The sequence below is a fragment of the Maritalea porphyrae genome, assembly GCF_027213965.1.
In the GTDB taxonomy this organism is placed as follows: Bacteria; Pseudomonadota; Alphaproteobacteria; order Rhizobiales; family Devosiaceae; genus Maritalea; species Maritalea porphyrae_A.
Genome location: NZ_JAPWGX010000001.1, coordinates 838,253 through 862,908 on the forward strand (window position 1 = coordinate 838,253; position 24,656 = coordinate 862,908).

General features: G+C 50.3%; 22 protein-coding genes and 2 pseudogenes. 12 read left to right on the forward strand and 12 right to left on the reverse strand.

Annotation, left to right across the window (positions count from 1 at the left end):
- Window positions 1-190 precede the first annotated feature (190 nt).
- On the forward strand, window positions 191-1,579 hold the full coding sequence (locus tag O4H47_RS04325) for a serine hydrolase domain-containing protein (protein ID WP_269392708.1): 1,389 nt from the start codon (window positions 191-193) through the stop codon (window positions 1,577-1,579).
- Between the two features lie 24 nt (window positions 1,580-1,603).
- Here the strand turns inward: O4H47_RS04325 and O4H47_RS04330 are convergent, their stop codons facing one another.
- From O4H47_RS04330 to O4H47_RS04340, 3 genes are all read right to left on the reverse strand, one after another.
- Entirely contained in the window at window positions 1,604-2,083 is a 480-nt protein-coding gene (locus O4H47_RS04330) for a tryptophan-rich sensory protein (protein ID WP_269392709.1), read from the reverse strand.
- A gap of 112 nt (window positions 2,084-2,195) precedes the next feature.
- Window positions 2,196-2,840, reverse strand: coding sequence for a pyroglutamyl-peptidase I (pcp, locus tag O4H47_RS04335; RefSeq protein WP_269392710.1), 645 nt, complete (start codon window positions 2,838-2,840; stop codon window positions 2,196-2,198).
- Entirely contained in the window at window positions 2,837-4,186 is a 1,350-nt protein-coding gene (locus O4H47_RS04340) for a mechanosensitive ion channel family protein (RefSeq protein ID WP_269392711.1), read from the reverse strand. Before O4H47_RS04340 ends, pcp begins: the two co-directional genes overlap by 4 nt.
- Window positions 4,187-4,300: 114 nt before the next feature.
- Here O4H47_RS04340 and O4H47_RS04345 point away from each other — a divergent pair, with 114 nt between their 5' ends.
- Window positions 4,301-5,311, forward strand: a complete 1,011-nt coding sequence (locus O4H47_RS04345; protein WP_269392712.1) for a zinc transporter ZntB — start codon at window positions 4,301-4,303, stop codon at window positions 5,309-5,311.
- Here the strand turns inward: O4H47_RS04345 and O4H47_RS18160 are convergent.
- Together O4H47_RS18160 and O4H47_RS04350 are read right to left on the reverse strand one after the other, a co-directional pair.
- Window positions 5,308-5,367 (reverse strand): annotated as a pseudogene (locus O4H47_RS18160) (hypothetical protein); the annotation flags it as partial. The gene O4H47_RS04345 and the pseudogene O4H47_RS18160 overlap by 4 nt on opposite strands.
- Window positions 5,352-6,776: pseudogene (locus O4H47_RS04350) on the reverse strand (NAD-dependent succinate-semialdehyde dehydrogenase); the annotation flags it as partial. The pseudogenes O4H47_RS04350 and O4H47_RS18160, both read right to left, overlap by 16 nt.
- Window positions 6,777-7,064: 288 nt before the next feature.
- On the opposite strand from O4H47_RS04350, the gene O4H47_RS04355 reads away from it, so the two are divergent.
- The gene (locus tag O4H47_RS04355) at window positions 7,065-7,550 is read left to right on the forward strand and encodes a TspO/MBR family protein (RefSeq protein ID WP_269392714.1); all 486 of its coding nucleotides are present in this window, start codon (window positions 7,065-7,067) and stop codon (window positions 7,548-7,550) included.
- A 15-nt stretch (window positions 7,551-7,565) separates the two neighbouring features.
- Here O4H47_RS04355 and O4H47_RS04360 read toward each other — a convergent pair whose 3' ends face one another.
- Window positions 7,566-9,137: a putative bifunctional diguanylate cyclase/phosphodiesterase gene (locus O4H47_RS04360; protein WP_269392715.1), complete on the reverse strand. Its 1,572-nt coding sequence runs from the start codon at window positions 9,135-9,137 to the stop codon at window positions 7,566-7,568.
- Window positions 9,138-9,393: 256 nt separating this feature from the next.
- Here O4H47_RS04360 and O4H47_RS04365 point away from each other — a divergent pair, with 256 nt between their 5' ends.
- The 4 genes from O4H47_RS04365 (at window position 9,394) to hemA (ending at window position 13,226) form a co-directional block, all read left to right on the forward strand.
- The gene (locus O4H47_RS04365; RefSeq protein WP_269392716.1) at window positions 9,394-10,860 is read left to right on the forward strand and encodes a pyridoxal phosphate-dependent decarboxylase family protein; all 1,467 of its coding nucleotides are present in this window, start codon (window positions 9,394-9,396) and stop codon (window positions 10,858-10,860) included.
- Between the two features lie 76 nt (window positions 10,861-10,936).
- Window positions 10,937-11,473: a hypothetical protein gene (locus tag O4H47_RS04370; protein WP_269392717.1), complete on the forward strand. Its 537-nt coding sequence runs from the start codon at window positions 10,937-10,939 to the stop codon at window positions 11,471-11,473.
- Window positions 11,474-11,484: 11 nt separating this feature from the next.
- A complete protein-coding gene (locus tag O4H47_RS04375) occupies window positions 11,485-11,694 on the forward strand; it encodes a helix-turn-helix domain-containing protein (RefSeq protein WP_269392718.1) in 210 nt (69 codons plus the stop codon).
- A gap of 251 nt (window positions 11,695-11,945) precedes the next feature.
- Complete coding sequence (gene hemA / locus O4H47_RS04380) at window positions 11,946-13,226, forward strand: 5-aminolevulinate synthase (protein WP_269392719.1); 1,281 nt, start codon at window positions 11,946-11,948, stop codon at window positions 13,224-13,226.
- Here the strand turns inward: hemA and O4H47_RS04385 are convergent.
- Together O4H47_RS04385 and O4H47_RS04390 are read right to left on the reverse strand one after the other, a co-directional pair.
- Entirely contained in the window at window positions 13,223-13,627 is a 405-nt protein-coding gene (locus O4H47_RS04385; RefSeq protein ID WP_269392720.1) for an ACT domain-containing protein, read from the reverse strand. The two genes, hemA and O4H47_RS04385, sit on opposite strands and share 4 nt — an antisense overlap.
- 167 nt (window positions 13,628-13,794) lie before the next feature.
- Window positions 13,795-14,433, reverse strand: a complete 639-nt coding sequence (locus tag O4H47_RS04390; protein ID WP_269392721.1) for a response regulator transcription factor — start codon at window positions 14,431-14,433, stop codon at window positions 13,795-13,797.
- A gap of 504 nt (window positions 14,434-14,937) precedes the next feature.
- On the opposite strand from O4H47_RS04390, the gene O4H47_RS04395 reads away from it, so the two are divergent.
- The gene (locus O4H47_RS04395) at window positions 14,938-16,527 is read left to right on the forward strand and encodes a PAS-domain containing protein (RefSeq protein ID WP_269392722.1); all 1,590 of its coding nucleotides are present in this window, start codon (window positions 14,938-14,940) and stop codon (window positions 16,525-16,527) included.
- 1 nt (window position 16,528) lies between these two features.
- Here O4H47_RS04395 and O4H47_RS04400 read toward each other — a convergent pair whose 3' ends face one another.
- Window positions 16,529-16,873, reverse strand: coding sequence for an antibiotic biosynthesis monooxygenase family protein (locus tag O4H47_RS04400; protein WP_269392723.1), 345 nt, complete (start codon window positions 16,871-16,873; stop codon window positions 16,529-16,531).
- Entirely contained in the window at window positions 16,870-17,196 is a 327-nt protein-coding gene (locus O4H47_RS04405) for an NIPSNAP family protein (protein WP_269392724.1), read from the reverse strand. The genes O4H47_RS04400 and O4H47_RS04405 overlap by 4 nt, the downstream gene beginning before the upstream one ends.
- A gap of 73 nt (window positions 17,197-17,269) precedes the next feature.
- Here O4H47_RS04405 and O4H47_RS04410 point away from each other — a divergent pair, with 73 nt between their 5' ends.
- A complete protein-coding gene (locus O4H47_RS04410; protein ID WP_269392725.1) occupies window positions 17,270-17,956 on the forward strand; it encodes an ArsR/SmtB family transcription factor in 687 nt (228 codons plus the stop codon).
- Here the strand turns inward: O4H47_RS04410 and O4H47_RS04415 are convergent.
- Both O4H47_RS04415 and O4H47_RS04420 read right to left on the reverse strand, forming a co-directional pair.
- Window positions 17,953-18,615 (reverse strand): response regulator, encoded by a 663-nt coding sequence (locus tag O4H47_RS04415; protein ID WP_269392726.1) that lies wholly within the window; start codon window positions 18,613-18,615, stop codon window positions 17,953-17,955. The two genes, O4H47_RS04410 and O4H47_RS04415, sit on opposite strands and share 4 nt — an antisense overlap.
- Window positions 18,616-18,707: 92 nt before the next feature.
- Window positions 18,708-19,115 (reverse strand): MerR family transcriptional regulator, encoded by a 408-nt coding sequence (locus O4H47_RS04420; RefSeq protein WP_269392727.1) that lies wholly within the window; start codon window positions 19,113-19,115, stop codon window positions 18,708-18,710.
- 231 nt (window positions 19,116-19,346) lie between these two features.
- On the opposite strand from O4H47_RS04420, the gene O4H47_RS04425 reads away from it, so the two are divergent.
- The 3 genes from O4H47_RS04425 to O4H47_RS04435 all read left to right on the forward strand — a co-directional run bounded on the left by O4H47_RS04425 (window position 19,347) and on the right by O4H47_RS04435 (window position 24,655).
- A complete protein-coding gene (locus tag O4H47_RS04425) occupies window positions 19,347-22,838 on the forward strand; it encodes a peptidoglycan-binding protein (RefSeq protein WP_269392728.1) in 3,492 nt (1,163 codons plus the stop codon).
- A gap of 126 nt (window positions 22,839-22,964) precedes the next feature.
- The gene (locus O4H47_RS04430; RefSeq protein WP_269392729.1) at window positions 22,965-23,894 is read left to right on the forward strand and encodes a sulfite exporter TauE/SafE family protein; all 930 of its coding nucleotides are present in this window, start codon (window positions 22,965-22,967) and stop codon (window positions 23,892-23,894) included.
- The gene (locus tag O4H47_RS04435; protein ID WP_269392730.1) at window positions 23,891-24,655 is read left to right on the forward strand and encodes a TIGR02186 family protein; all 765 of its coding nucleotides are present in this window, start codon (window positions 23,891-23,893) and stop codon (window positions 24,653-24,655) included. The genes O4H47_RS04430 and O4H47_RS04435 overlap by 4 nt, the downstream gene beginning before the upstream one ends.
- The last annotated feature ends 1 nt before the right edge of the window (window position 24,656 follow it).

The following is a 24,656-nucleotide window of genomic DNA, read 5'->3' on the forward strand; positions in this document are numbered from 1 at the left end:
GTTGGCATGACTTGCGTAATTGTTGGTGCACTGATTGTTTGGGCCAGCGGCCTGTTTTTGGTCCTGGAAATCAACTAAGAAGCTTTAAACCCATTCCCCTTCCCAGATTTACCAATAGATAAAGTGCTTGCACCTTGCGTCAAATGTGGTTTGATGCGCCCCAATTGTTCTACTCTGGGAGGCGGAGCAAATGCGGTGGATTGTTCTTTGCACTAAAGCTCTCGCGGGCTTTTTTGCGTTGTTGGTATTGGCGACATGCATTTATTTGTTTGTGGCGCCACCTGACTTGCTGCGTGTGGCCACCAATTATTCTGCAAAAATGGTCTGTTCCAACGTGTTCTTGGCTGGGCGCGATCCCGTTGAAGTTCAAGACATAGATGTGCAGGCAGGTGGGCACCCTATCCTTGGCTATATTTCAATTGATATAGATGAACCCTCAGGCGTTGTTGTTGCACGACTGCTGGGTCTTTTTGCAACTGGCACAGCGGTATATCGAGAGGGGTTAGGCTGCGCCAGCGCGCCAGATGGCGATATTGCAAGGCTCAAATCCATCTCACTAGCCAACCAAAACATTGAGCAGTTCACCCGCACCTCAAAATGGCCAATGGGTGCTCATAACCTGAAGATGGACAATATTCTCGCCAACGAAGAGCTAATTGGTCCTGGAATGCGTGCCGTTGTGGTCATTAAGGACGCAGAGCTTATTGCTGAAACCTATGGGCCTGGTTTTGATATTGAGACGCCGCTTTTGGGCTGGTCGATGACCAAAACGGTGACGGCCCTCATCATGGGAGCGGTTTTGGGCGAAGATTTCAATGTTGAATCTGCTAACCTGTTTCCACAATGGCAAGATGATGAACGACGCGCAATCCGCATTCAGGATTTGATGAGCATGAGTTCGGGTCTGCAATGGAACGAGGGCTACGGCAGCGTTTCTGATGTGACGCGCATGCTCTATTTGGAACCCGATATGGCCGCATTTGGTGCATCATTGCCACTTGCCAAGGAAGGTGAAACTGAACCTTTCCACTATTCATCTGGAACAACTGTCTTGCTCTCTCGTATTTGGCAAAATTTGATCGGTGATAAAGCTCTTTCTTTCCCCCATGAGAAGCTATTTGGCCCATTGGGTATGCGCAGCGCCACGCTTGAAACGGATGCGGTGGGGACCTTTGCGGGCTCATCTTATCTTTACGCATCCGCACTGGATTGGGCGCGTCTTGGACAACTCATTCTTGATGGTGGTCAATGGAACGCTCAACAGCTGATCGACACCGACTACATCAATTGGATGACCGGAGCAGCACAATCGTCAACAGCCAGTTGGGGGCGTCCTGAATATGGCAACGGGCAGATTTGGTTGCACGGGCCAGATGCGGGCGTTCCAGAAGGGGAAGACCCCGATGCGGGATTTGACCTACCCAGCGATATCCGATGGATGTTGGGGCATGATGGTCAGTCCATTGCCATTATTCCATCTGAAGGTTTGGTGGTGGTGCGTATGGGTTTAACCCCATCTGGTCTAGGTTATCGCCCGCAAGAAATGGTGTCTCAGATCATAAAGTCGCTAAAAGAATAAGCTGAAGGCGGGCCAACCCATTTGTCAAATTGTATTGATGAGGATGTAGGCGGCAAATCCGCAATAAGCAGCGGCCGGTAGATATGTCACGGCGGCTAAATACCATTTGGTCCGTGCAATAAAAATGGCGACCAAAAAACCCATTGCCAGCAAAAACTCACTGATGCTTGCAAGCATTAAGTTTTGGCCAACGAAGAACACGAGCACAAAAACCCACGTCAAAACGAGTTGCGCGCCCCATAGGAGTACCGTGAACCTATTTTGGTGTTCCAACCATTCTGTCGCGACACCATAAGCGACCAAAATGTGGGAAAGCAAAAACCCGATGGCCCAGAATTTGCTAAGTGGTGTAAACAGGGGCCAATCAATTGATCGGAACCAATCTACGTCAGCCATGAACCGAGGCCCGACCAGAATTGGCAAAATTGTTAGCGCAAACACCACGAATGTGCTGCCAACTCGGCTCGCCGCATGGGCTTCAAATTGACCTTGCGCATCACTCACCAGTCTGCTCCCAAAAACCAAAATCGAGGCTAGGCTACATAGTTTTGTGCAGGTTTTAGTTAAGCGCCTTGGTTGAGCGAACCTTCTCCCTCAGGATTTTTGCACTAGCTGACTAGTGACTTTGACCCGAAATTTTGCGCACATCCGTCGCGCTGGATCTTGAAACCAGTATCGCACTGCGAACGGCTTTGATCATTTGCTCCAAAGGCGCTGAAGGCGTGTCGTTGCTTGCAAACTCCTTTGCTTGGGGCACATGAATAAACCCCGCGCGAATATCGTGCTGGTTGCGTGCAATATGGTTCAAAATACCATACATCAAATGGTTGCACACAAAGGTGCCTGCGGAAAAGGAAACGGAACTGGGCATCCCCGTGTCCTGCATTGCCTGGCACATGCGATTGATGGGCAATGTAGAAAAATACGCAGCTGGCCCTTTAGTTACAATCGGCTCACCAATGGGCTGGTTTCCGCCATTGTCTGCAATGCGATAGTCATCAAAATTGATGGCCACTTTTTCCGGCGTAATATCGGTGCGCCCAACAGCCACGCCCAGCGCAATAACAACACGTGGGCGATGCGAATTGATAAGCTGCACCGCCGTTTCCACGGCTCGAAATCGCTCAACAGGCAAAATGGCAGAGCGAATAATAAAATCCTCGTGGCATTCACCATCCAAGGCGTTTGCGATCAGCATTGAGGGGTTACTTTCCTCCCCGCCGAAGGGTTCAAAGCCTGTTACTAGGATCCTTTGTTTCACAGTGCAGTCGACCCAGCTTTTTGCAAATCGGCTTTGAGCGATGGGTCCATTATCAAATGGCGGTGCGGATATGGAATTTCGATATTGTGCTCCTTGAACGCATCCCAAACAGCCAAGAAAACGTCGCCTCGAATATTTGTAATTCCGTTTGTCGGATCGGAAATCCAGAAGCGGAGCGTGAAATCAATAGAGCTCTCACCAAAGCCAATTACGTGGCAGACAGTCTGATATTCGCCCGTCGCCCGTATGGTGCGCGGGTGCGCCAGTGCAGCCTCAACAACGATTTTGCGTACAAGGTGTGGGTCCGCGTTATAGCTCACGCCAAATTGGATTTCGATACGGATATAAGGATCGTTAAATGACCAGTTTTCCACCCTTTGTGTAATCAAATCTTCGTTTGGAATAAGGTATTCGCGCCCATCACGCGCGGTCACGGAAACATAGCGAGCGTTGAGTGAGGTAATCCAACCAAATGTGTTGCCAACGGATATGACATCGCCAGGCTTGATCGAGCGATCAAGAAGCAAGATTACCCCCGAAATCAAGTTTGAAACGACCTTTTGCAGACCAAAGCCGATGCCCAAACCAATGGCACCAGAGACCAGTGTAAGCGCAGAGAAGTCGATACCGATCATGGACAGACCGATCACGCCCGCCATTGTGAGCAAAATGAACCTTGATATCTTGCCCACCAAAACCCGCATGGCCGGGGACACGTCGTCGAACGTATGGAATTGCTTTTCAAGCAATCGGCTCAGGGCCATCGCCGCCCAAAACAATATGGACAATAGCACGATGCCTTGAATGACCATAAGTAACGACAAGCGGAAACCACTCATTTCAATCGCAAGTTCGTCGAACAGGGCAACGGTTTGTTGCAAAATACCAAGCGTGTAGAGAGCAACAACTGCCCAGCCAGCCAAGGCTACAAGCCTTGAAAGCGTTTTATTTCTGATCAAACGCGATGCAAAGGAAATGATGAGCCAAGACGTTGCAAGGCTAGCAATCGCTGTTAGCAGAAATGACCGACTGTCCCACGTGCCGACCTTCAATATCCACACAGCAATCCAAGCAAGAAACACAAAAATGACCCAGCGGGTGCGGCGCAGCGCAACAGCGGCCATGCGCAATCGACCACCTTTTATGGACATGGCCCGCAAGCGGGTTTCTAAGCGCGGTTCGATTTTTGAAGCCAAGAACTTGGCCAAAAGGTAGCAGACAATGGCCGCAGCCAGCTGAACAGCCCCCCAGAACAGGTGGCCTTGGGTCAAAGACAAGCCGAAGATTTTTAAAAATCCGTTCAGCGCCCTCACGATTTCTTCTAATAGTGGATTCAACTCATTCATATGGGCACCATATCGGGTTTATTTGAAATACGAAATATGGTTTTTATCACGTCAAAATTGCGGCAAGTATCAAAAAGGAATGACAAAACTCCAGCAAAGTGCAATTTTCCCAGTATGACCGAACAACAAGCCCAAAATGAACCCAAGCTACCAACACCCACCGCATTTTCTTACATGCTTGATGGACGTGGCCACGCGTTGGCCGATGACCCGCAAAATCAACTCAAAGAGAGCAAGAGCAAGCCTGTTCGCGGCGCTTTTCAATGGCAGCATTTCTTGCGCAATGATGAGCGCACACGGCCAGAACTTCTGACCCTTGCCGGCGATCAATTTGTTGTTGATGCCCTTACCGCGGCAGAAACGCGTCCCCGTTGCACCGTCCATGGCGATGGCGCATTGTTGATCCTGCGCGGCATCAACATCGAACATGGCGCCCAACCAGAGGACATGGTTTCAATACGCTTGTGGATCACTGAAGGTCGCGTTCTGAGTGTCGGCCAGCGTCCTCTGAAAGCTCTTAACGATCTGATTAGCGCGATGGCCCGCGATCAAGCGCCCAAATCGCCAGGTGATTTGGTGGCAAAACTCGCGCTTCGTTTGGTTGATGAGGTTGAACCGCTGGTGGCTGATATCAACAGCCAAATTGATGATCTAGAGGAAAAAGTGCTGGATGCAGTCGCCGAGACATCACGCGGTTCGCTTGCCGACATACGTCGGACATCCATTGTTTTGAGGCGCTACATGCTGCCGCAGCGCGATGCGTTGACCACATTGTTGATTGAAGATCTGGCGTGGCTGAAAGAACGTGATCGCAGTCGTTTGCGCGAAGCCAGCGAGCGGGTTACCCGCTTGGGCGAAGACTTGGATGCCATTCGCGACCGCTCCCAAGTGGTGCACGATCAGTTGATGGATAAACGTGCAGAGACAATGAACAAGCAAATGCTGGTTTTGTCCATTGTCGCTGCACTGTTTTTGCCTTTGGGGCTTCTAACAGGTCTGTTGGGCATAAATGTTGGCGGCATGCCGGGGGTCGACAACCCTTATGCTTTTTCCATTGTCTGCGCATTGTTGCTGGCAGTTGGGGGATTTCAATTTTGGCTTTTCAAAAAGATTGGGTTGGTCTAGCCGGTTATTTGCCCAAACCACCCATAAGCACGTATTTCACTTCCATATAGTCGTCTAAACCGTAATGGGAGCCTTCCCGGCCAAGACCTGACTGTTTGACGCCGCCGAACGGCGCTTCAACCGCTGATGTGATGCCTTCGTTTACACCAACAATGCCACATTCAAGCGCTTCGGCAACGCGCCACACCCGCCCGATGTCCCGCGCGAAGAAATAACCCGCAAGGCCAAATTCTGAATCATTGGCGAGGTTGATAACTTCTTCTTCTGTTTCAAATTTGATCAACGGTGCGACCGGTCCGAAAATCTCTTCTTTGAGAACCCGTGCGTTCAAGGGCACGTCGCGCAACACTGTTGGTTGATAATAAAGACCACCAAGTTCGTGCGGCTTCCCCCCAGTTGCAGCAATTGCGCCCTTATCGCGCGCGTCTGCCACCAATTCCTCAACCTTCTTGAGCGCGTTGGTATTGATCAAGGGGCCTTGCGTCACCCCCTCTTCAAAGGCGTCACCAACTTTTAGGCTTTCCACACGTTTTGCGAACGCGGTGGCGAATGCATCATAAATGCCCGCCTGCACATAAAGACGGTTCGCACAAACACATGTTTGGCCAGAATTGCGAAATTTGGAGTTCAACGCCCCTTCCACCGCCGCATCTAAGTCTGCATCGTCAAAAACGATGAACGGGGCATTTCCGCCCAATTCGAGCGATAGCTTTTTGACGGTTTGTGAACCGTTGCTCATGATTAGACGCCCCACATTTGTCGAGCCCGTAAAAGACACTTTGGCAACATCTGGGTGTTTGGTCAGTACATCTCCGACTTCAACGGTGTGTGTGGTTGGCAAAATATTTAGGACGCCGTTGGGAATACCTGCCTCTTGTGCCAACACGGCCAACGCCAGCGCAGAAAGCGGTGTCTCTGGGGCTGGCTTGATAACGATTGTGCACCCTGCGGCCAAGGCCGGTGCCACTTTGCGGGCAATCATGGCATTGGGGAAGTTCCACGGTGTAATCGCTGCGACAACACCCACCGGTTGTTTCAATACAACGATCTTAGTGTTGGGGCGTGCTTCTGGGATAATATCTCCATAAGCCCGTCGCGCTTCTTCAGCAAACCACTCAATATAGCTCGCGCCATAAACAATTTCGCCTTTTGCTTCCGCTAATGGTTTACCCTGTTCGGTAGATAATAGAGCGCCCAATTGGTCCACATTGGCCAAAATCAAATCGTTCCACTTGCGCAATATATCGCATCGTTGCTTGGCGGTTTTTGCGGCCCAAGGTTTAAATGCCGCTTTGGCAGCTGCAATAGCTGCACGTGCATCATCGCCGGTGGTATCAGCAACGTCTGCCAAGTGCTCAGCGTTGGCTGGATTGGTTACAGCAAAGCTTTTGCCTGAACTGCCGCCCACCCATTGACCATCAATATAGGCCTCAGACTTTTTGAATTTCGACACTATATCCAACATGACATACCTTTCTCAACAATCGCGCCATCCCGATTTGCGCATGATCATTGTTGATGGAAAAACTGAAGAAGAGCTGTGAGCCTAGCGAGTGATTTGACGCCTGTCACGCCCATTCGCAAGAATTTGATCAAAATTTTCATGATCATTTTGAATGACACATTCACAAACATTCATGAGCCGGTCTGTTGGGTATAATATTGAACCAGACGAAATCAACTTGACCCCAACATGATCCGGTACACTATGGGCACCGTAGACAATGAGAACATGGGCAATTGGGAGCAAGTCATGGAAAACCAAAATAAAGAACGACTTTTTAAGATTGCCACATGGGCAACCTTTTACACCGCAACCATTGTTGCGGCGAGTAGCGCGGGCCTTTGGGACATCAAGGGCTATTATGCTGAACTGACATCGCCTTCATTTGCGCCGCCAAATTGGTTGTTTGGGCCCGTTTGGACAATCCTATATGTATTCGTTGCAACCATTGGATTTCGCCTGGTTTACATGGCAAAGGATGCTTGGAAGCCGTTACTTATTGCGCTTTGGACCTTGCAATTCTGCCTAAATACAATTTGGACCCCGGTCTTTTTTGGTGCCTACAACTTGGGCGCGGCACTCATTTACATTGTGGCGCTTGATGTGGTGGTTTTGGCGTTTATTGCACTGATTTGGAATAAAGACCGAATTAGCGCTTATTTGGCCATTCCCTATTTGGCGTGGATCAGCTTTGCGAGCATATTGAATGCATCGTTTTGGATGTTGAACGGCTAATCGCCAATATGGGTTTCAACCAGCGCTGTCGCTGATCACGATCTGGTCAGCGGCAAGCAATTCCAACGCTTTTTCAGCGGGCACGGGGCGACCAAACAAATAGCCTTGCCCAATATCACAACCAAACTGTTGCATCGTTTGCAACTGCTCGTGTGTCTCAATTCCTTCAGCGACGATGGTGGTGTCAAGACTTTTGCTTAAGGCGAAAATGGCGCCCACGATCTTTTTCATTCTCGCGCTATCATTGCACTCCTGCACGAACAGTTGATCTATCTTGATCTTGTCGAACTCGACTTTTGTTAACCGAGAGAAGCTTGAATATCCGGTGCCAAAATCATCCAATGCAATACGCACGCCTGCGTTTTTGAGGTCGATCAGCGTCGCTATGACCGCTTCATGGTCATGCACAAAACAGCTCTCTGTCACTTCTAGCTCTAAACGTTCGGGCGACAAACCTGATTGCTCAAGTTGCCTAAAGACACGCTTTGCCATGAGCCGATCCCGCAATTGGGAGGCGGACAGATTAAACGACAGGGTTCTGTTGCCCGGCCAATTGTAGGCATCCTTGCAGGCCTTGCGGAAAAGGAGTTCAGATAGTTCCAGTATTTGGCCCGACTTTTCTGCAATATCGATAAAGGTGGAAGGCGGGATGAATGTGCCATCGCTTTGTTCCCAGCGCGCAAGCGCTTCAAATCCAATAATCTCTTTGGTTTGCAGGTCAATGTAGGGTTGGTAGTGCACCGACAATTGGCCATCGCGAATGGCACCGCGCAATTGCTGTTCTATTCGCGAACGCTCTGACATGGCCGTTCCAAGCTGTTTGGTAAACATCTTGAATGAGCCCTTGCTGCGATGCTTAGCTTCATAAAGCGCAACGTCAGCATTCACCCTTGCAATTTCAAGCGTTGGTGCATGATCCGGCATCATAGCAATGCCGACGGACGCACTCGCTTCTGTTTGATTTCCGTTGATCTGAAATGGTTCGTTCAGCGCCTTCACAACTTCTCTTGCGGCGGACTTCGCCTGAGCAGTGTCAACATTTCGCAATACAATCACAAACTCGTCGCCACCAACTCTTAGGACAGTTTGTTCTGCCATCAGCCAATTCAATCGATCACCAACCTGTATCAACAAATCGTCGCCGCCAGCGTGGCCAAATAGATCGTTAATCGATTTAAACCCATCAAGGTCCAAAACCAAAACAGCATGAGATTGGCCAGTTTCAGCGCAGCTCTTGAAGTCGGGATGTTCACAAAGTTGGTGCAAGAACTTTCTGTTCGGCAGACCAGTTAAATGGTCGTGCTGCGCCATCCAAACAACTTCTTCTTCCGCTTGTTCAAGTTTTGCAGATTCTCGCTTAAGTTGACGGTGCTTGCGAAATGCGTAAACAGTGCCACCAATTCCGGCGAGCAATATGCCTAAAACCACTTCATCTAATTCATAGGTTTCCATCTCATGGATGAACTCAATGACATATTCAAACACATCTAGTTGAGCAAAACAGTACCATGCCGCAACCACAATAGCGGCAATGACAAATATTTCATTTCTCGCACTGTTTCGACTTGGCCCTATGCCCTTGCCCATGAATTTCCCCGATGGCCTTCATACGTTAGGGTCAGGGTAAGGCGGGTGTCGTTAATTTTCACGAAAAGCGATTTGACGTGATTGTGCTAATTCTTGCGATAGTTAAAGCTTTACATATTTGCCAAGCTCTGGGACCCACTTTGCAACAAAAGGCCCCGGCGCGTGACTGATACAAATTTTAGAGTTGAAATTGCCGACCGAAGTCGTTCAACTCAAACACCCACCGAATCCTCACCAATGATGAGCGGCTTAATTGATGTCCAAAGACTTTGCAGAAACTGGCGACTTCCAATCCTACCTTTCAAAGATCGGCGCAGGTCTTGATGAGTTTGTGAAATTTGAACATGAAGACGCTTTGGCACCTGGTAAAGTGTGGCGAGAAAAACTGAGTGAACCCTTGCCTCAACAAGGCGTTGGACTGGAAGCTGTGAGCGAACTGTTGGTGCACGATGTCATTGCAAATGGCTCAGCTATTATTCGACCCGGTTTCACTTCGTTCATTACAACAGGTGGCACAACCGCTTCGGCCATTGCATCCGTTGCTGGGTCAATTGGTTCCCCCCAACGCTATACGTTAAACGCCTTCAACTTTTTGGAAGAATTGTCGCTTGAGTGGTTGGCACAAATGTGCGGTGTGCCAGATATGAAAGGCATCTATTCAACCGGCGGATCGGTGGCCAATCTGATCGCGCTTGGTGGGGCGCGCCAATGGGCATTTGAACAAGTGGGCCATGATGTGTCCGCATTGGGCATTGACCGCCCTACACGGATATACGCCAGTGCAGAATGTCACCACACCATCCAACGATCCGCCGGCGTCTTAGGACTAGGGCGCAGATCCGTGCGTTTGATCCAATGCGATGCACAAAAGCGGATGCTGCCCGAAGCATTGGCTGCGGCCATCAAAGAAGATTTGGCAGCAAATGTTTTACCCATCGCTATTGTGGCCAATACGGGCAGCACAAACACAGGCGCGATTGATCCCATAAAAGAAATTGGCGAAATCGCCCGCGCCAACAAGATTTGGTTCCATGTGGATGGCGCTTATGGATTGCCTGGCATTTTAGATGAGCGAATTGCCCATCTTTATGAGGGCCTTGAATTGGCTGACAGCGTGATTGTCGACCCGCACAAATGGCTGGGGGCATGCGTTGGCATTGCAGCCACCTTTATTCGAGACAGGGAAATTTTGCACCGCGCCTTTACCCAAGAACCCGCCGATTACTTAGAGGGTTCTGTTGATTACCAAGATGGCGCGAACGCCCCTTCTCACTCAATGGATGATTTTGGCATTCCCTACTTTGATTTTGGCGTCGAGCTAAGCGCGCCGCCGCGTGGCGTTGCCGTTTGGGCTATGCTCAAAGAAATCGGAGTTGATGGGATGCGTCAACGCATTAAACGGCACAATGATATGGCGCAACGGGTGGCAGAACGTGTGCGTGCGGACAAGCGGCTTGAATTGGTTTTGGAACCCAGCCTTTCGATTTGCTGTTTCCGCTATGTGGCGCCGGGCATTGAGGATTTGAACACGTTCAACCAGCGCATTCACCGTCGTTTGGTAAGGGGCAATGTATATATTCCTAGTACCACAAAAGTTGGCGACGTGTTGGCATTGCGGCCTTGTTTTGTCGGCGCTCGCAGTGTGCCGGGACAAGACGATGGGTTGGTGGACGAAGTCTTGCGATTGGGTGATGAATTGCTTGCGGAACAGGCCATGGGCTGACGCAATGCAAGGCTTGTTTTCTCGTTTAGCAACGTATAATTAAAGCAAGCCTTTGTTTTTTGTTTGAGGAATTTTCATGCTTTCACCCAATATGATCAGCAGGATTGCTGGTATTTTGGCCAAACTGGTGCTTTTTGCAGCCATCGTTCTGCCGTTGGCTGTTTTGTCTCTTGTCTTGTTTTTAAGCAGTATTCACCTTGAAATACACGGGGCAAATGAAATCAGTTTGTCTGGTGATCAAATCACACCGCTCGTGCGGGTCATCCTATTTGTTTTCTCAGCAGGGTACTTTGCGTTGCTTGTTGCCGGTCTGCTTTCCATCCGCCAAACCCTCATTGAAGCCGAACATCAACGTTGGCTTTCCTTTGAGAGCGTCAGGGGATTTCGGCGTTTCGCTATAGCAAACTTAGCTATTGCGTTGTACGAGATCTTTTTTGGCGCCTTAGCCTTCGCTTTAATTGATCTACAAAACGGCGACAGCTCATTTTCTGTGCAATTCGGGATGACGGCTGAGTTGGTTTCCGCATTATTCACCGGACTGGTGATCCTGATTGCTGCACACATTTTCACCGTTGGGCAAGCAGCGTACGAAGAAAATAGGAGCTTCATCTAGGTGGGCAGGTCATGAAAATCATTGTCAATTTGGATGTTATGCTGGCGCGCCGGAAAATGCGCCTCAAGGAGCTTGCAAAGGCTGTTGAGCTGACCGAGCAAAATCTATCCATGATCAAAACCGGCAAAGTTAAAGGTATGCGCTTTGAGACTTTGGCTAAGATATGCGCCGTTTTAGACTGCCAGCCCGGCGACTTATTGGAGTTTGACCCAGAAGAATAACAAAGACAATTGTCTTGTGCATTCTTAATTGTGATCAACAAACTGCCCATTACTGGTTGAAGTTTGTTGCCATTCAATTAAATGTAACTTGATGGGGTTGCATACATTTGAATTTTGCTATGTAATTTGACGAGCGTATCTTAGTCGTAGCAATTGACCTGCGTCATGTTGCCAGATCGGCGGATCGATATAGATTGGTTACAAAGAGCAACAATATCTGCTCTGACCATGTGAGATAGGGGTATCAATCGATGGATTATCGCGGACTGTTTGAGGACGCCATCGATACTTTGCGCCGTGAAAAGCGCTATCGAGTATTTGCTGATTTGGAGCGTATCGCGGGGCATTTCCCCAAAGCGATCTTTCGCGACACTGCTGACAACGAACGCGAAATCACCATCTGGTGTTCAAACGACTATTTGGGCATGGGCCAACATCAAAAAGTGATTTCTGCCATGCAGGAAACTGCTGGCAAGTTAGGTACTGGCGCTGGCGGCACACGCAATATTGCGGGAACCAATCGACCTTTGGTTCAGTTAGAGCGTTCGCTTGCTGATTTGCACCGCAAAGAAGCAGCGCTTGTGTTTACCTCTGGCTTTGTGTCCAACGAAGCGTCGATTTCCACAATCGCGCGGTTGATTCCGAATTGCTTGGTGATTTCTGATCAGCTTAATCACGCCTCGATGATTGCGGGCGTTAAACAGTCTGGCATGGAAAGGAAGATTTTCCGCCACAATGACATGAAACATTTGCGAGAGATCTTGGAAGCGGCGGGCAAAGACCGCCCCAAAATGATCGTGTTTGAATCCGTTTATTCGATGGATGGCGACGTTGCCCCAATTGAGCAAATTGCAGATTTAGCGCAAGAGTTTAACGCGCTCACCTATATCGACGAAGTACATGCGGTGGGCATGTATGGGGCACGCGGCGCAGGGATTTGCGAGCGCGACGGGTTGATGCAACGTATCGACGTTATTGAAGGCACTATGGCCAAAGCCTATGGCGTAATGGGCGGGTACATTACCGCCAGTCAGCCAATTGTTGATGCTGTGCGCTCTTACGCGTCTGAATTCATCTTCACGACCGCCCTACCCCCAGCGCTTTGCGCGGCGGCACATGCATCGATTGAACATTTGAAGGTTTCCAGCACAGAACGCCAAGGCCAACAGCGCCAAGCCCAACGGGCGAAAGAAATCCTGGCCGAAGCTGGTTTGCCAGTGATGCCAACAGAAACACACATTGTACCTGTGATTGTTGGCGACGCGCGCCGCTGCAAGGCGGCGAGCGACATGTTGATGGACAAACACAACATTTACATTCAGCCGATCAATTACCCCACAGTGCCAAAAGACACGGAGCGGTTGCGCATTACCCCAACACCATTGCACACAGATGAAATGTTGTTTGAATTGCGCGATGCATTGGTGAGCGTTTGGAAAGCTTTGGATTTGCCGATGAACATCGACACGTCTCAACTCACCGCACAGGCATTGAACTCGGGTGATTTGGTGTTGCCAACAACTGGCGGTTAACCTGCCAGTTCTTTGAGCGCTGCCATTGCCGTTTCAACTTTATCGACCGGGATAAACAAGTGATCGTGGTAAAATCCTGCAACCACGTTGCATGGCACTCCCACATCCAAAAGCTTGTTCGATATTGCCGCCATAAAGCCCACAGCTTCGAGCGCTGAGTGCACCTGCAGCGTGATCTTTTGACAGATAAACTCATGCGCAATGTTGGCTTTGATTGCATCTTCTTCACATAAGATGAGCGTCACACCTTCATTCTCAATAAATGACATAGTGGGCACAACGTCTAGACCCGCCGCGACATAAGGACCAACGGTTGCGAACGCGTAGCGCTGCGCGTCAAGTTGTGGGTCCATGTGTTTGAGCAAATCTGTGATGTCTGTTTTGGCAATTGAGCTGGTCATCAGGAGTTCCCTTCGTTTTGCGGGTCGTCCCGGAACATGTTGCAAGCGATCAGGTCGTCCTGACAATGCTTACGTTGCAACGATATTATGGTGTTTTCAAGCGCAAAATTGGGTGACCAATGGCCACCCAAAAGGTACGTATCTGTGTTCGCCAAGGGAGGGGTTGGCTAGCTGGTTAAAACGATACGAACCAAATCCGCAGTGTTGCGGGCCCCCAATTTTTCCATTACCCGAGAGCGGTGCACTTCCACAGTGCGCGGGCTAATGCCCAATTCGCGGCCAGCTTCTTTGTTGGATTGACCGTTTGTGATCAATTGCAGCACTTCGCGCTCTCTTGGGGTGAGTTGATTAAAGCCCCGCACCTCAACTGGTCGATGATAGCCGGTTTGCACTGCACCAATATGCACATCGCGCCGCAATGCGTCACGCACTGCGCGCACCAGTTTTTCCGTGTCGATCGGTTTTGAGATAACGTCTGCGGCCCCTGCCTTCATCGCCTCAACGGCGCCGCCAACATTCTGGCTATCGGATAGCATAAACACCGGCGAACCGGTGCGCATGGATTTAAAACGAAGTACGGTGGGCAAAGTATCTTCGCCATCAACTTGCATATTGATTACGATGACATCGGGCAATTTACGATCGAGCTTTGCCAAAAAATGGGTGATGGATTGGGACGTATCTGTTTGAAACCCTTCAAGGCGAAACAAGACTCCGAGCGCCTCGCAGGTGCCGTGATCTGCGTCGATAACGTGTATAAGTCGGTCTTTGTTGAATGCGTTGTGATAGTAAATATCAGCAGTCATTTGTGCCCCCAAATCTTGTTTGACGGACTATGAAAAAATCTTGCTGGAGTGCTGTAACCTTTGGCATGGCGTTGCTCACAATTATTGCTCAAAAAATCTCCCTTTCCGCTAAAATACGATGCGGAAAGCACCTAGGTAGTATGATCCCTATGTGCAGTTCTGGTAATTGGGCCAAATGCGCCCGTATCAACACCTACTACTATTCGTAAAACCACTTACATAGGCAATCATGCCTACTATAGGTATATATTCCTTTAGAAAACACAACTAAAAATTGTATATTTCGCGAAATTGCTCTAATTATGTGAAAAATTTGATGATTTTGCACGTTTCGTGTCAAATTGCTCGTGCAACAAAAGGACAATATTCTTGTAACTCGTCCGGGCAAGGTCAAAAATCCACCTCTGATTCGTATCGGTTGATTGCGCTTGCCTTATTGAAAATGCTAGCGAAGGATAAACTGCGCTTTGCGACTTTTGCTCAATTGCGAAAAGGAGAACGTTTTTGAGTTCAAATGACGACGGCCCCGCGTTTCGCATTGTTGTGGACCATTTGGGTCAGGGCATTGCCATGTTTGATGCGTCCCATGCATTGGTGCTTTCAAACCAGCTATTTAAAGACCTACTTGGCTTGCCCGAACAATTGGTTGAAGCGGGCACAAAGCTCTCACACATCATTGATTTTTTGACGGCACGCGGCGATTTTGGCAAAGGCGATCTTAAAGAGCTTGCCCAAGTGCGCATGGCGCAAATCCAAGACAAACACGTTGGGCTAACCGAACGTCCAGGACATCAGGGTCAACATCTGGAGGTGCGCACAGACCATTTGCCTGATGGCGGTTTGGTGATCAGTTACGCCGATATTTCCAGCCGCATCGAAGCCGAACACGAGCTTGCCAGAGTGAACCAAAACCTTGAAGCACGCGTGCAAGACCGCACTCAAGCGTTGACCCTATTGAATTCAGAATTGGAGCGCGCGCGCGCCAAGGCCGATGCGGCCAATTTGGGCAAAACCCGTTTTCTCGCGGCCGCAAGCCACGATTTATTGCAACCCCTTAATGCTGCGCGGCTTTATACATCCACAATGATCGAACGTGCGCATGGCACTGACCTTGCTCGGCTGGCCCAAAACATCGATGCCTCTTTGGGCGCTGTGGAAGATATTATGTCTGCATTGCTGGATATTTCGCGCATCGACAGCGGCGCGCTGAAGCCTGCAAACTCTGTGTTTTCCATCCGCGAATTATTGCGCAAAGTGCGTGTGGAATTCGAACCTGCTGCCGCTGAGAAAAACATCAAATTGCGACTTGTGGGTGCAGATAGTGTGGTGCGCACAGACCGACGTTTGGTGGCGCGAGTAGTGCAAAACTTGGTCTCCAACGCTATCAAATATACGCCAGAAGGCGGGTCGGTGCTCGTTGGCTGCCGAAAACGTGGTGGCAAGGTACGGCTTGACATTATAGACAATGGCATTGGCATCGACAAAGGCCAGCAATCGCTTATCTTTGGTGAATTCTCACGCCTTGAACCGGGCGCCCGCATTGCTTCAGGATTGGGACTTGGATTGTCGATTGTGCAGCGGATCTGTTCAACGTTAAACCTGCAGCTTGAAGTTGAGAGCCAAGTTGGCAAGGGCTCTCGGTTTTCCATATATGTCCCCGAAGCGCAAAAAGGCGAAGCGCCGATTGCTGAACCCGAACCGGCGCACGTGGCTGTTAATGCAAGCCAATTCTTGGGCAAACAAATCCTATGTGTCGACAATGAAGACGATATATTGGACGCCATGCAGTCGCTTCTTTCGGGTTGGGGATGCGATGTGCGCATTGCGAAATCGCTTAAGGCGATTTCGCAATCTTCAACTCTTGAGGGGTGGATTCCTGAATTGGTGTTGATGGACTATCATCTGGATCAAACATCAGGGTTGGACGCGATTGAGTGGCTGCGGCAAAATGTGGGTGGGCACTTGCCCGCCGTATTGATTACCGCGGACCGCACCCCCCAAGTACGTGACTTAGCTGCAGCAAGAAATATTACGGTTTTGCCAAAGCCTGTAAAGCCAGCCGCATTGCGTGCGCTAATTGGGCGATTGACGTAATTCAGCGCAAAACCTCGCGGCTATCATTAGGAGCCTCTTCGCGTACATTTTTGCCATAGTCCCTGATCACACAAGCAATGCGCAAACGGTAGTTGGCAAATAGTTTGTTGCGTCCTGCTTTTTGCGCGGCACGGTGGCTGGGCAGATTGCGCCAGGCTTTGACCGCCTCTTCGTTTTCAAAGAACGACAGAGAAAGCACTTTGTTTTCATTCGTCAGGCTTTGAAAGCGTTCAACGGAGATGAACCCATCCACCTGCTCCAATTCCGATTTGAGTTGTGCGGCAATGTCTAGGTAGGCCGATTTGTGTTCTGGGTGAGGCGTGACTTCAAAGATCACCGCAATCATGGCTTTGCTGCCCCATGCGGTGCGGAAGCGAGCGTGAGGAATGTGCGCTCTTCCTTGAGGAGAAACTTTTCTTTTTGCGCGAACTGGTAGTTTTCTTGCCCCAAAGGGTCGGCAGAAAGCCGAGCGCGATATTGCTCATATGCGGCCAAACTCTCAATCGAATAAACGCCATAGGCCAAAGTTGACGAGCCTTCGTGCGGCGCGAAATAGCCGATTAAGTCCGCACCACAACGCGGAATTGCCTCGCCCCAATTGCGCGCATATTGTTCAAACAGCGCTTTCTTGGTGGGGTCGATCTGGTATTGGATGAAACATGTGATCATATCGATTTCTCCTGTTGGTTGGAAACAGCTTTGCCATATTGATCACCATCTATGCTTCGGCTATGGTCGAACTATGAAAGACGGACCAGACATATCTCGCATCGGCCAATTGATTGGCGATCCGGCACGCGCCAATATTCTGTCAGCCTTGATGAGCGGCAAGGCTTTGACCGCGACTGAATTAGCGCAAGAAGCTGGCGTGACGCTGCAAACAACAAGCGGCCATTTGGCTAAATTGGCCGACGGCGGGCTCATTCGGATGCGCAAGCAGGGCCGGCATCGCTATTATGCGCTAACAGACGATGAAGTGGCTGGGGTTTTGGAAAACCTGATGCATTTGGCTGCCATGAAGGGGCATTTGCGCACCCGCACTGGCCCGCGCGATCCAGCCCTTCGCCATGCGCGGATCTGCTATGATCACTTGGCGGGCGACAAAGGCATTGCGCTTTATGATGCGCTTATCCAGCAAGGTCATTTGCAAGAGACCGGCGACGAGCTTTCGCTAACGCGCTCTGGTGAGAGTTTTGTAGAAGAATTTGGCATTTCGCTTGAAGAAATTCAATCAAATCGCCGCCCACTTTGTCGCCAATGCCTTGACTGGAGCGAACGGCGCAACCATTTGGCCGGGACTTTGGGCAAAGCGATATTGGACCAGATGCTTGAACGTAATTGGGCCAAACGCGAAGTCAATTCGCGGATCATTCAATTTTCAAGAGAAGGTGAGAGGCAGTTTACTGCCCTACTCGCAAAACAAAACTAGTTGCGCGCAACCGCATCGATTTGCCCCTGCTCCAACTTAGACGCCGCAATCACCGCTTGGGTGCGGCTATCTACGTTAAGCTTTTGCAAAATGGCAGAAACATGGGCTTTAACCGTCGCTTCAGAAACCGACAGTTCATAAGCGATTTGCTTATTCATCAACCCATCAGAAAGCATCATCAGCACCCGCACTTGTTGTGGGGTCAGTGTGGCCAAACGTTTGGTATATTCAGCAATCTCGCTGCTTTCATCATCAAAGGTAAACCCATCAGGCACCCAAATGCCGCCTTCAAGTACCGTTTTGATGGACGAATGGATTGTATCCGGCCCCACCGATTTGGGCAAAAAGCCCGATGCGCCAAGGTCGATCGAACGGCGCACTGTGGCGCCATCATCGCTTGCCGAACAAATCATCACAGGCACTTCTGGGAATTGCGCGCGAACAAGCAACAAGCCTGAAAATCCACGAACGCCGGGCATCGCCAAATCAAGCAAGACCAAATCGCAATCGCGGTTTTGCTCTAGCAAGGATGTGAGGGTTTCTAAATCACCAGCTTCGTCAATTGTGCATCCTGCACCATTTTCAGCTTCAATGGTTTGCCGCAATGCCGCACGAAACAAAGGATGATCGTCGGCAATAATGATGCGATTTACAGACATTTAGCTTCCTGTGCTGCCCTTATATTTCTGGTGTAGCGCAACATTTGGATGATAACAAGTCGCGCAAAGCAGTTTCGGTTTTGCATTTCGCGCTACTCGTCCAGCGTTGCACCTGCTTCAACCATGCCCGCAATGATTTTCTCCACGCGTTCGAGTTCTTGCAGGCTGATTTCAATACTTTCCCGACGCTGCTTGAGCAGCAGGCGTTGTGAGCGAATTTTGGCAAGTGCTTTGCGCATTTGACCATCATTTCCATCGCGCAATTCGTAGCTTTCTAGGAAATCTTGGATTTCACGAATGGTCATGCCGATTTGTTTGCCGTTTAATATCAGGCGTAGCTTTGTGCGGTCCTTGTTGGAGTAAAGCCGTTTTTGCCCAATTCTGCGCGGCTTAAGCATGCCTTTGTCTTCATAAAAGCGCAGAGCGCGATGGGTTATGCCGAAAAAATCTGCCAAATCACCAATCGTGTAAACATGTCCGCCGGCTGCATTTGTTGGCATATTTCATTCTCGCTGAATTGTCGCGTTTTCAGGTGATATTACCCTGCATTGGCAGAATGTGTAGGCGCATCAACCGCATATTCCGATAATTGCACCGCGAATCGGGGCTGATTTTAGTCAATTTGCACCAAGAGTTAACAGCTTCTTTACCATGTTCGCTGAATGGTAGGACTGTTCGAGAACAAGATATTCGGGTGGTTCGTTTTTTGCCACCCCTTTTATGGATAGAAAATGCCAAAAAGTCGCTCTCATCTGGCCCAAGCGCCATCAGCAAGTCGGTATGGTTCCGCCCCACAGCCTTGGGACGCGCTTAAGAGTGAACTTGAGGATTTGCTGGGGCAAGTGCAAGACCAAATTTCAGAGTTTGAAGGTGATGATGTCCATGAGCCACAATTGCATTCACAAGTCGGTCGACCAATGAGTGGCGCCAGCGATTTGGAAATGCGGCGCCAAGAGGCCCTAATGAATGTGCGCACGGCCGTAGATCGCCTTGGGGCGAAGCAAGAACGACCAAAGAAAAAATCCAAGAAGAAGAAAAAGAAGCACGCTGGCAATGATTTAGAGGCAGCGATTGCCCAAATTCGCGCCTCCACGGGTCGATTGGACAATGACACCCCACCGCGCTCAGTTAAAGAGCATCACGACAACGCCAATTCAAGCTATCAAACCCAGCAACAAGATTTTGGACGCGCGCAAGAATACGCACAAGCTCAAAGCGCGGCACAAAACCAGAGTTTTGAACGGCTTACAGGACAGATTGAAGGGCTACATCGCAGCATTCGGGATTTGGCTGGCGCGGTGCCAGGCAGAGACAGTTTTGCGCGTGTAGAAAGCCAAATCGCGCAATTGAGCGCGGAGATCGACGATCATAAATCTCCGCAAGCGAATGCCATTAGCGACCAGTTGGACGGCCTGCAATATGCGCTTGAACGGTTGGCAGAACTGCAAGTGCGCCAAATTGGGCATATCGAGCAAATCAAAACCCATGAAGAAAACGATCATGGTGCTGAACGGCAGCAACGGATTGAAGAGAGCATCCGCTCGATCTACGAAAAATTTGATACGCTAGAACAAAGCATTGAACGCCCAAACAGTAGCATCGAAACGATAGCCAAAGGCATTGGCAGTATCGCAAGGGCTGTCGGCGATATGCAAAAACGCAGCCAGAACGACCAAAGCCACAATATTTTGGCCCAGATTGAGAATCTATCTCAACGCTTGTCGGCCATGGACAATGGCCAACCCAATGCACTCACACAAGATGTGAAGCGCGAGATGCAGGGATTGCGCGGCCAATTGGTGAGTGCGCTTGAACCCCGCTTTACCGCTCTTGAGACGCGTTTGGATGATTTTGCGACCAGTGGACAAGTGCCCGGCGCTGCTGCTGACTACCAAAATGTCACCGCGCGCATCGAAGAGATGGAAGACCGCATCACCCACGCAATTGAGGGCATATCCAATGCGCAAGTTGGCGAGGCTGGTCAATCAGGCTCACCACAAACTGTTGCTTTGCTCAAGGCGATGGAAACACGTTTGTCCGACGCGTTGGTTGAAATTCGTGATGCTGGCTCACAAGCCAACAACGGCTCAACCGTTTCACTGGATTCCCTTCATGCGATGGAAAAACGCATTGGTGAAGCCATTTCTCGGCTGCCAAGCATCGCGAAGACGCCAAACGACGATCAATATGACGGTCTGCGCGCGATTGAAAACAAACTCACACATAGTCTGCAACGGCTTGAAGCGCTTTCATCAGCGCCGCGCCCTGCACAAACGCCCTCAGCGGCTCCCGCACCAGTGTCCACAGCGTCAGCTTCTGCCGCTCCGCAAGAGCCATCGGTACAACAGCCGCAACGCAAAACCGAATCTGGGATCACAATCAAATCCCCACCCGTTCGCAGCAATGTTGCAACGCCATTGGCTGCTCTTAAGCAGAGCGAGCCTACTGTTTCATCAGCGGTAACTGCGCCAAAAACGCAGGATGCGGAAACCCCGCCGACGCCTAAATCTTCGTTTGGTTTTAACGAAAAGCCCGCCGAACAACGGCCGCAGCGCTCTGCGCCCATGACTTCGACTACGTCTTCGCCCGCGCCTTCGCCTGCAGTTTCAACGACAGAACAGCGCGAAAGCAGCTCAACAACTAAACAGTCCCGCGAAAGCTTTATTGCAGCGGCACGACGTGCAACTGTTGAGCGCACAGAACCAAGTGCCGCTGTGTCTGGGAACGGCGGGTTATTGGGGCGCGCACTTGACCGCATCAAATCCATCAAACAAGGCAACGCCGAGAATGAGGGTGCGGACCAGCAGCCCGAACAACAGGTTGCGCAAGAACCTTCGCCGATCGTTGAAGCTGAGACCAAACTAGAGCGTTCGCAGACACGCGAAGATGTGCGCACTTTGTCTGTTGGCCCAGAGCCTGCGCGTCCGCAATCGCTTGCCGATACGCCCAAACCCAAAAGCGCTCTGGACGAAGCCGAATTGGCATCCAAGAGTGATGACGCTGATCAAGAGGACACCCACGAAGGGGAAAGCTTCTTAACCCGCAACCGGCAGCCGATTTTGCTGGCCGCTTCGGTGGTGGCCATTATTGCCATGACGGCAAATTTGGTTTTGGACAAAGGGCAAACCACAGATAGCTCAACCATTCCAAGCAGTGTGCAAGAAGCAGACGTGAGTGAGGCACCGCGCCAAATCAGCCTGACCGAGGTTGAAACTGCCCTTTCAAACGCGCAAGCAATGCCTGCTGAAACTGTGTCTTTGACCAGTTCAATGGCCATTACTGATCAGAGTGTTGGGTTGGTTGCGCCAACGCCGCAGCTGGTCGACAATGAAATTGTCACCGCAAGTATTCCAAATTCTCCAGTGGAAGTTGAACTGCCACCAACAGAACTTGGGCCTACCGCCCTGCGTGAAGCCGCTGCAAATGGCGATCCGCGCGCGCAGTATGAAGTTGGGATGATTTTTGCCGAAGGCAAAGCTGTACCCAAGGATTCCCAAGAGGCGGTCAAATGGTTTGAACGCTCTGCTGCCACCGGGTTTGCTGCAGCACAATATCGACTTGGCACCGCCTTTGAACATGGCTTGGGTGTGAACAAAGACTTGGACCAAGCCAAACTTTGGTACTTGCGTTCAGCTGAAGCTGGCAACCGGATGGGTATGCACAACCTTGCGGCCCTGCACGCCAGCGGGCCAGATGGCGAAAGAGATTTCAGCATAGCCGCACGCTGGTTTGAAGAAGCAGCAATGCGCGGCGTGTTGGACAGTCAGTTTAATCTGGGCATGCTTTATGCGCGTGGATTGGGCGTGAGCCAAGATTTCACAACGTCGTTCAAATGGTTTTCAATTGCTGCAGCCAATGGCGACAAAGATGCGCAGAAGGCGCGCGACGATGTTGCTCGTTCTTTGGACGCGGCGCAAATGAGTGAAATCAAGCGTGAGTTGGCTGAATGGCGCCCAAAGCAGATTGATCTCATCAGCAACTTCGCTCCAATTGGTACGTGGGATAAGAACTTCAATCCTGGTGTTGAAATCAACCAACGCGAAGTGGTGCTTGGTGTTCAGATTGCTCTATCCAAACTTGGTTTCCAATTGGGCACACCAGACGGCGTGATGGGACCCAAAACCCGCGACGCGATTTCACAATTTGAGCGCACCCTTGGCATGAGCCAAAGCGGCACTATTAATCCACGTTTGTTGACTGTGTTGAATGGTCAACCCGTCTAAACACATGCAGGTGCTGTGTAAATAGTCTGTTTCAAGGCGAAACGCCGTGTATCGGCGATTGACAGGGTATTGGTGCGCGCCTAAACCGGATAGTAACCGAGCCCTTTAGAAGCAGGATGCACCGCCGTGCAACTCTATTTGCCTATCGCTGAAATCTCACTCAACATTTTCATGTTGATTGGGCTTGGCGGCGCGGTTGGTTTTCTTTCAGGTCTATTTGGCGTTGGTGGCGGCTTTTTGCTGACGCCAATGTTGATTTTTTCTGGCATTCCGGCACCGGTGGCCGTTGCTTCTGTTACGGGCCAAGTTGTTGCCGCTTCAACATCTGGCGCACTCTCATATTGGCGACGCGGCGGGATAGACGTCAAACTGGCCTCGTTCCTGATCATATCGGGCATTTTCGGGGCTTTTGGTGGCGTCTGGACCTTTGGCGTGTTGCGGGCGGCGGGTCAGCTCGACCTTGTGATTTCGTTGGGCTATTTGATCTTTTTGGGCTCTATCGGCAGCTTGATGCTGTTTGAAGCTGTAGGCTCGATGATCAAACATAAAGCGGGCAAGACTATTCCGCACAAATTACCTGGCCAACATAGCTGGGTGCATGGTTTACCCTTTCGTGTGCGCTTTAAACGCTCCAACCTTTATGTGAGCATTTTGCCTGTTGTGCTGATTGGCGGAAGCATTGGGTTTTTGGGATCATTGCTGGGCATTGGTGGTGGTTTTATTCTGGTGCCCGCGCTGATTTACATTTTGCGGGTGCCCGGCTCTGTTGTGATTGGCACATCTTTGTTGCAGGTGCTTGCCATTATGGCGGCCACCACCATTCTGCACGCAGTGAACAGTCAGACCGTTGATATATTGCTGGCCTTCTCACTAATGGTAGGTTCTGTAATTGGCGCCCAGTTTGGCGCATCGGCCGGGCAGCATTTGCGCGGTGAACAGTTGCGGGCTCTTTTGGCGATTATTGTTCTGGCCGTGGCGATCCGCTTTGCTTTGTCGCTATTGCTTACCCCTGCAGATCCATTTTCGATGACCATCTTGCCCGGAGGCGTCACATGATGGTTCGCGTTGCCTCTTTGCTGGTCATCTTTTTTGTCGGGATTGTTGACGCCTCTGCACAACGACTTGTTGCGTCAAGTTCTGATCCACACATCTCGATCACATCAACATTTTCTGGTGAAGAAATTACCTTTTTTGGCAATATCGAGAAGGCGTTTGACCAAAGCCCAAGCGCAATTACCAACAATTACCATATTGTGATTGCTGTGCGTGGTCCCTCGTCTACCCGGGTTGCGCGCCGCAAAACAAATCAGTTTGGGGTGTGGTTGAACGGAGAAGAAGTTGCTTTTAAGAGCTTCCCCTCGTTCTTTCATATCATTTCAAACCTGCCATTGGAGCAAGTTGCAGATCAGCAAGCACTGGCGGTTAATGGACTAGCGTTTGATAGCGCACCGTTTTTGCAGCCCGTTGGTAATATTGCCAAAGCCGGAGAATTCAGCCAAGAGCTGATCCGGCTGATGAAGGAGCAAGACCTCTACAAGAAAATCGAGCACGGCGTGACCTTCCACTCGGACACATTTTATTCGGCGCGCATCCAATTACCAGCACATGTGCCTAACGGCAACTACATTGCGATCACCCATTTGTTTCAAGACGGGCAACTCATGGCCAAGAAAGCGCAAAGATTTTCTGTGCGCACGGTTGGGTTCGAGCGGTTTTTGTCCTCCAGCGCCAAAGACTATTCATTTCTTTATGGACTTGTGTGCGTTTTACTTGCGATATTTACAGGGTGGTTGAGCGGAGTCGCTTTTAGGAGGTAAC

Excerpts from the sequence above, each read along its gene's own strand:
- O4H47_RS04325 (WP_269392708.1), top strand. The coding sequence starts at position 191 with ATGCGGTGGATTGTTCTTTGCACTAAAGCTCTCGCGGGCTTTTTTGCG.
- O4H47_RS04340 (WP_269392711.1), bottom strand. The coding sequence starts at position 4,186 with ATGAATGAGTTGAATCCACTATTAGAAGAAATCGTGAGGGCGCTGAAC.
- O4H47_RS04345 (WP_269392712.1), top strand. The coding sequence starts at position 4,301 with ATGACCGAACAACAAGCCCAAAATGAACCCAAGCTACCAACACCCACC.
- O4H47_RS04355 (WP_269392714.1), top strand. The coding sequence starts at position 7,065 with ATGGAAAACCAAAATAAAGAACGACTTTTTAAGATTGCCACATGGGCA.
- O4H47_RS04360 (WP_269392715.1), bottom strand. The coding sequence starts at position 9,137 with ATGGGCAAGGGCATAGGGCCAAGTCGAAACAGTGCGAGAAATGAAATA.
- O4H47_RS04365 (WP_269392716.1), top strand. The coding sequence starts at position 9,394 with ATGTCCAAAGACTTTGCAGAAACTGGCGACTTCCAATCCTACCTTTCA.
- O4H47_RS04370 (WP_269392717.1), top strand. The coding sequence starts at position 10,937 with ATGCTTTCACCCAATATGATCAGCAGGATTGCTGGTATTTTGGCCAAA.
- O4H47_RS04375 (WP_269392718.1), top strand. The coding sequence starts at position 11,485 with ATGAAAATCATTGTCAATTTGGATGTTATGCTGGCGCGCCGGAAAATG.
- hemA (WP_269392719.1), top strand. The coding sequence starts at position 11,946 with ATGGATTATCGCGGACTGTTTGAGGACGCCATCGATACTTTGCGCCGT.
- O4H47_RS04385 (WP_269392720.1), bottom strand. The coding sequence starts at position 13,627 with ATGACCAGCTCAATTGCCAAAACAGACATCACAGATTTGCTCAAACAC.
- O4H47_RS04390 (WP_269392721.1), bottom strand. The coding sequence starts at position 14,433 with ATGACTGCTGATATTTACTATCACAACGCATTCAACAAAGACCGACTT.
- O4H47_RS04400 (WP_269392723.1), bottom strand. The coding sequence starts at position 16,873 with ATGATTGCGGTGATCTTTGAAGTCACGCCTCACCCAGAACACAAATCG.
- O4H47_RS04405 (WP_269392724.1), bottom strand. The coding sequence starts at position 17,196 with ATGATCACATGTTTCATCCAATACCAGATCGACCCCACCAAGAAAGCG.
- O4H47_RS04410 (WP_269392725.1), top strand. The coding sequence starts at position 17,270 with ATGAAAGACGGACCAGACATATCTCGCATCGGCCAATTGATTGGCGAT.
- O4H47_RS04415 (WP_269392726.1), bottom strand. The coding sequence starts at position 18,615 with ATGTCTGTAAATCGCATCATTATTGCCGACGATCATCCTTTGTTTCGT.
- O4H47_RS04420 (WP_269392727.1), bottom strand. The coding sequence starts at position 19,115 with ATGCCAACAAATGCAGCCGGCGGACATGTTTACACGATTGGTGATTTG.
- O4H47_RS04425 (WP_269392728.1), top strand. The coding sequence starts at position 19,347 with ATGCCAAAAAGTCGCTCTCATCTGGCCCAAGCGCCATCAGCAAGTCGG.
- O4H47_RS04435 (WP_269392730.1), top strand. The coding sequence starts at position 23,891 with ATGATGGTTCGCGTTGCCTCTTTGCTGGTCATCTTTTTTGTCGGGATT.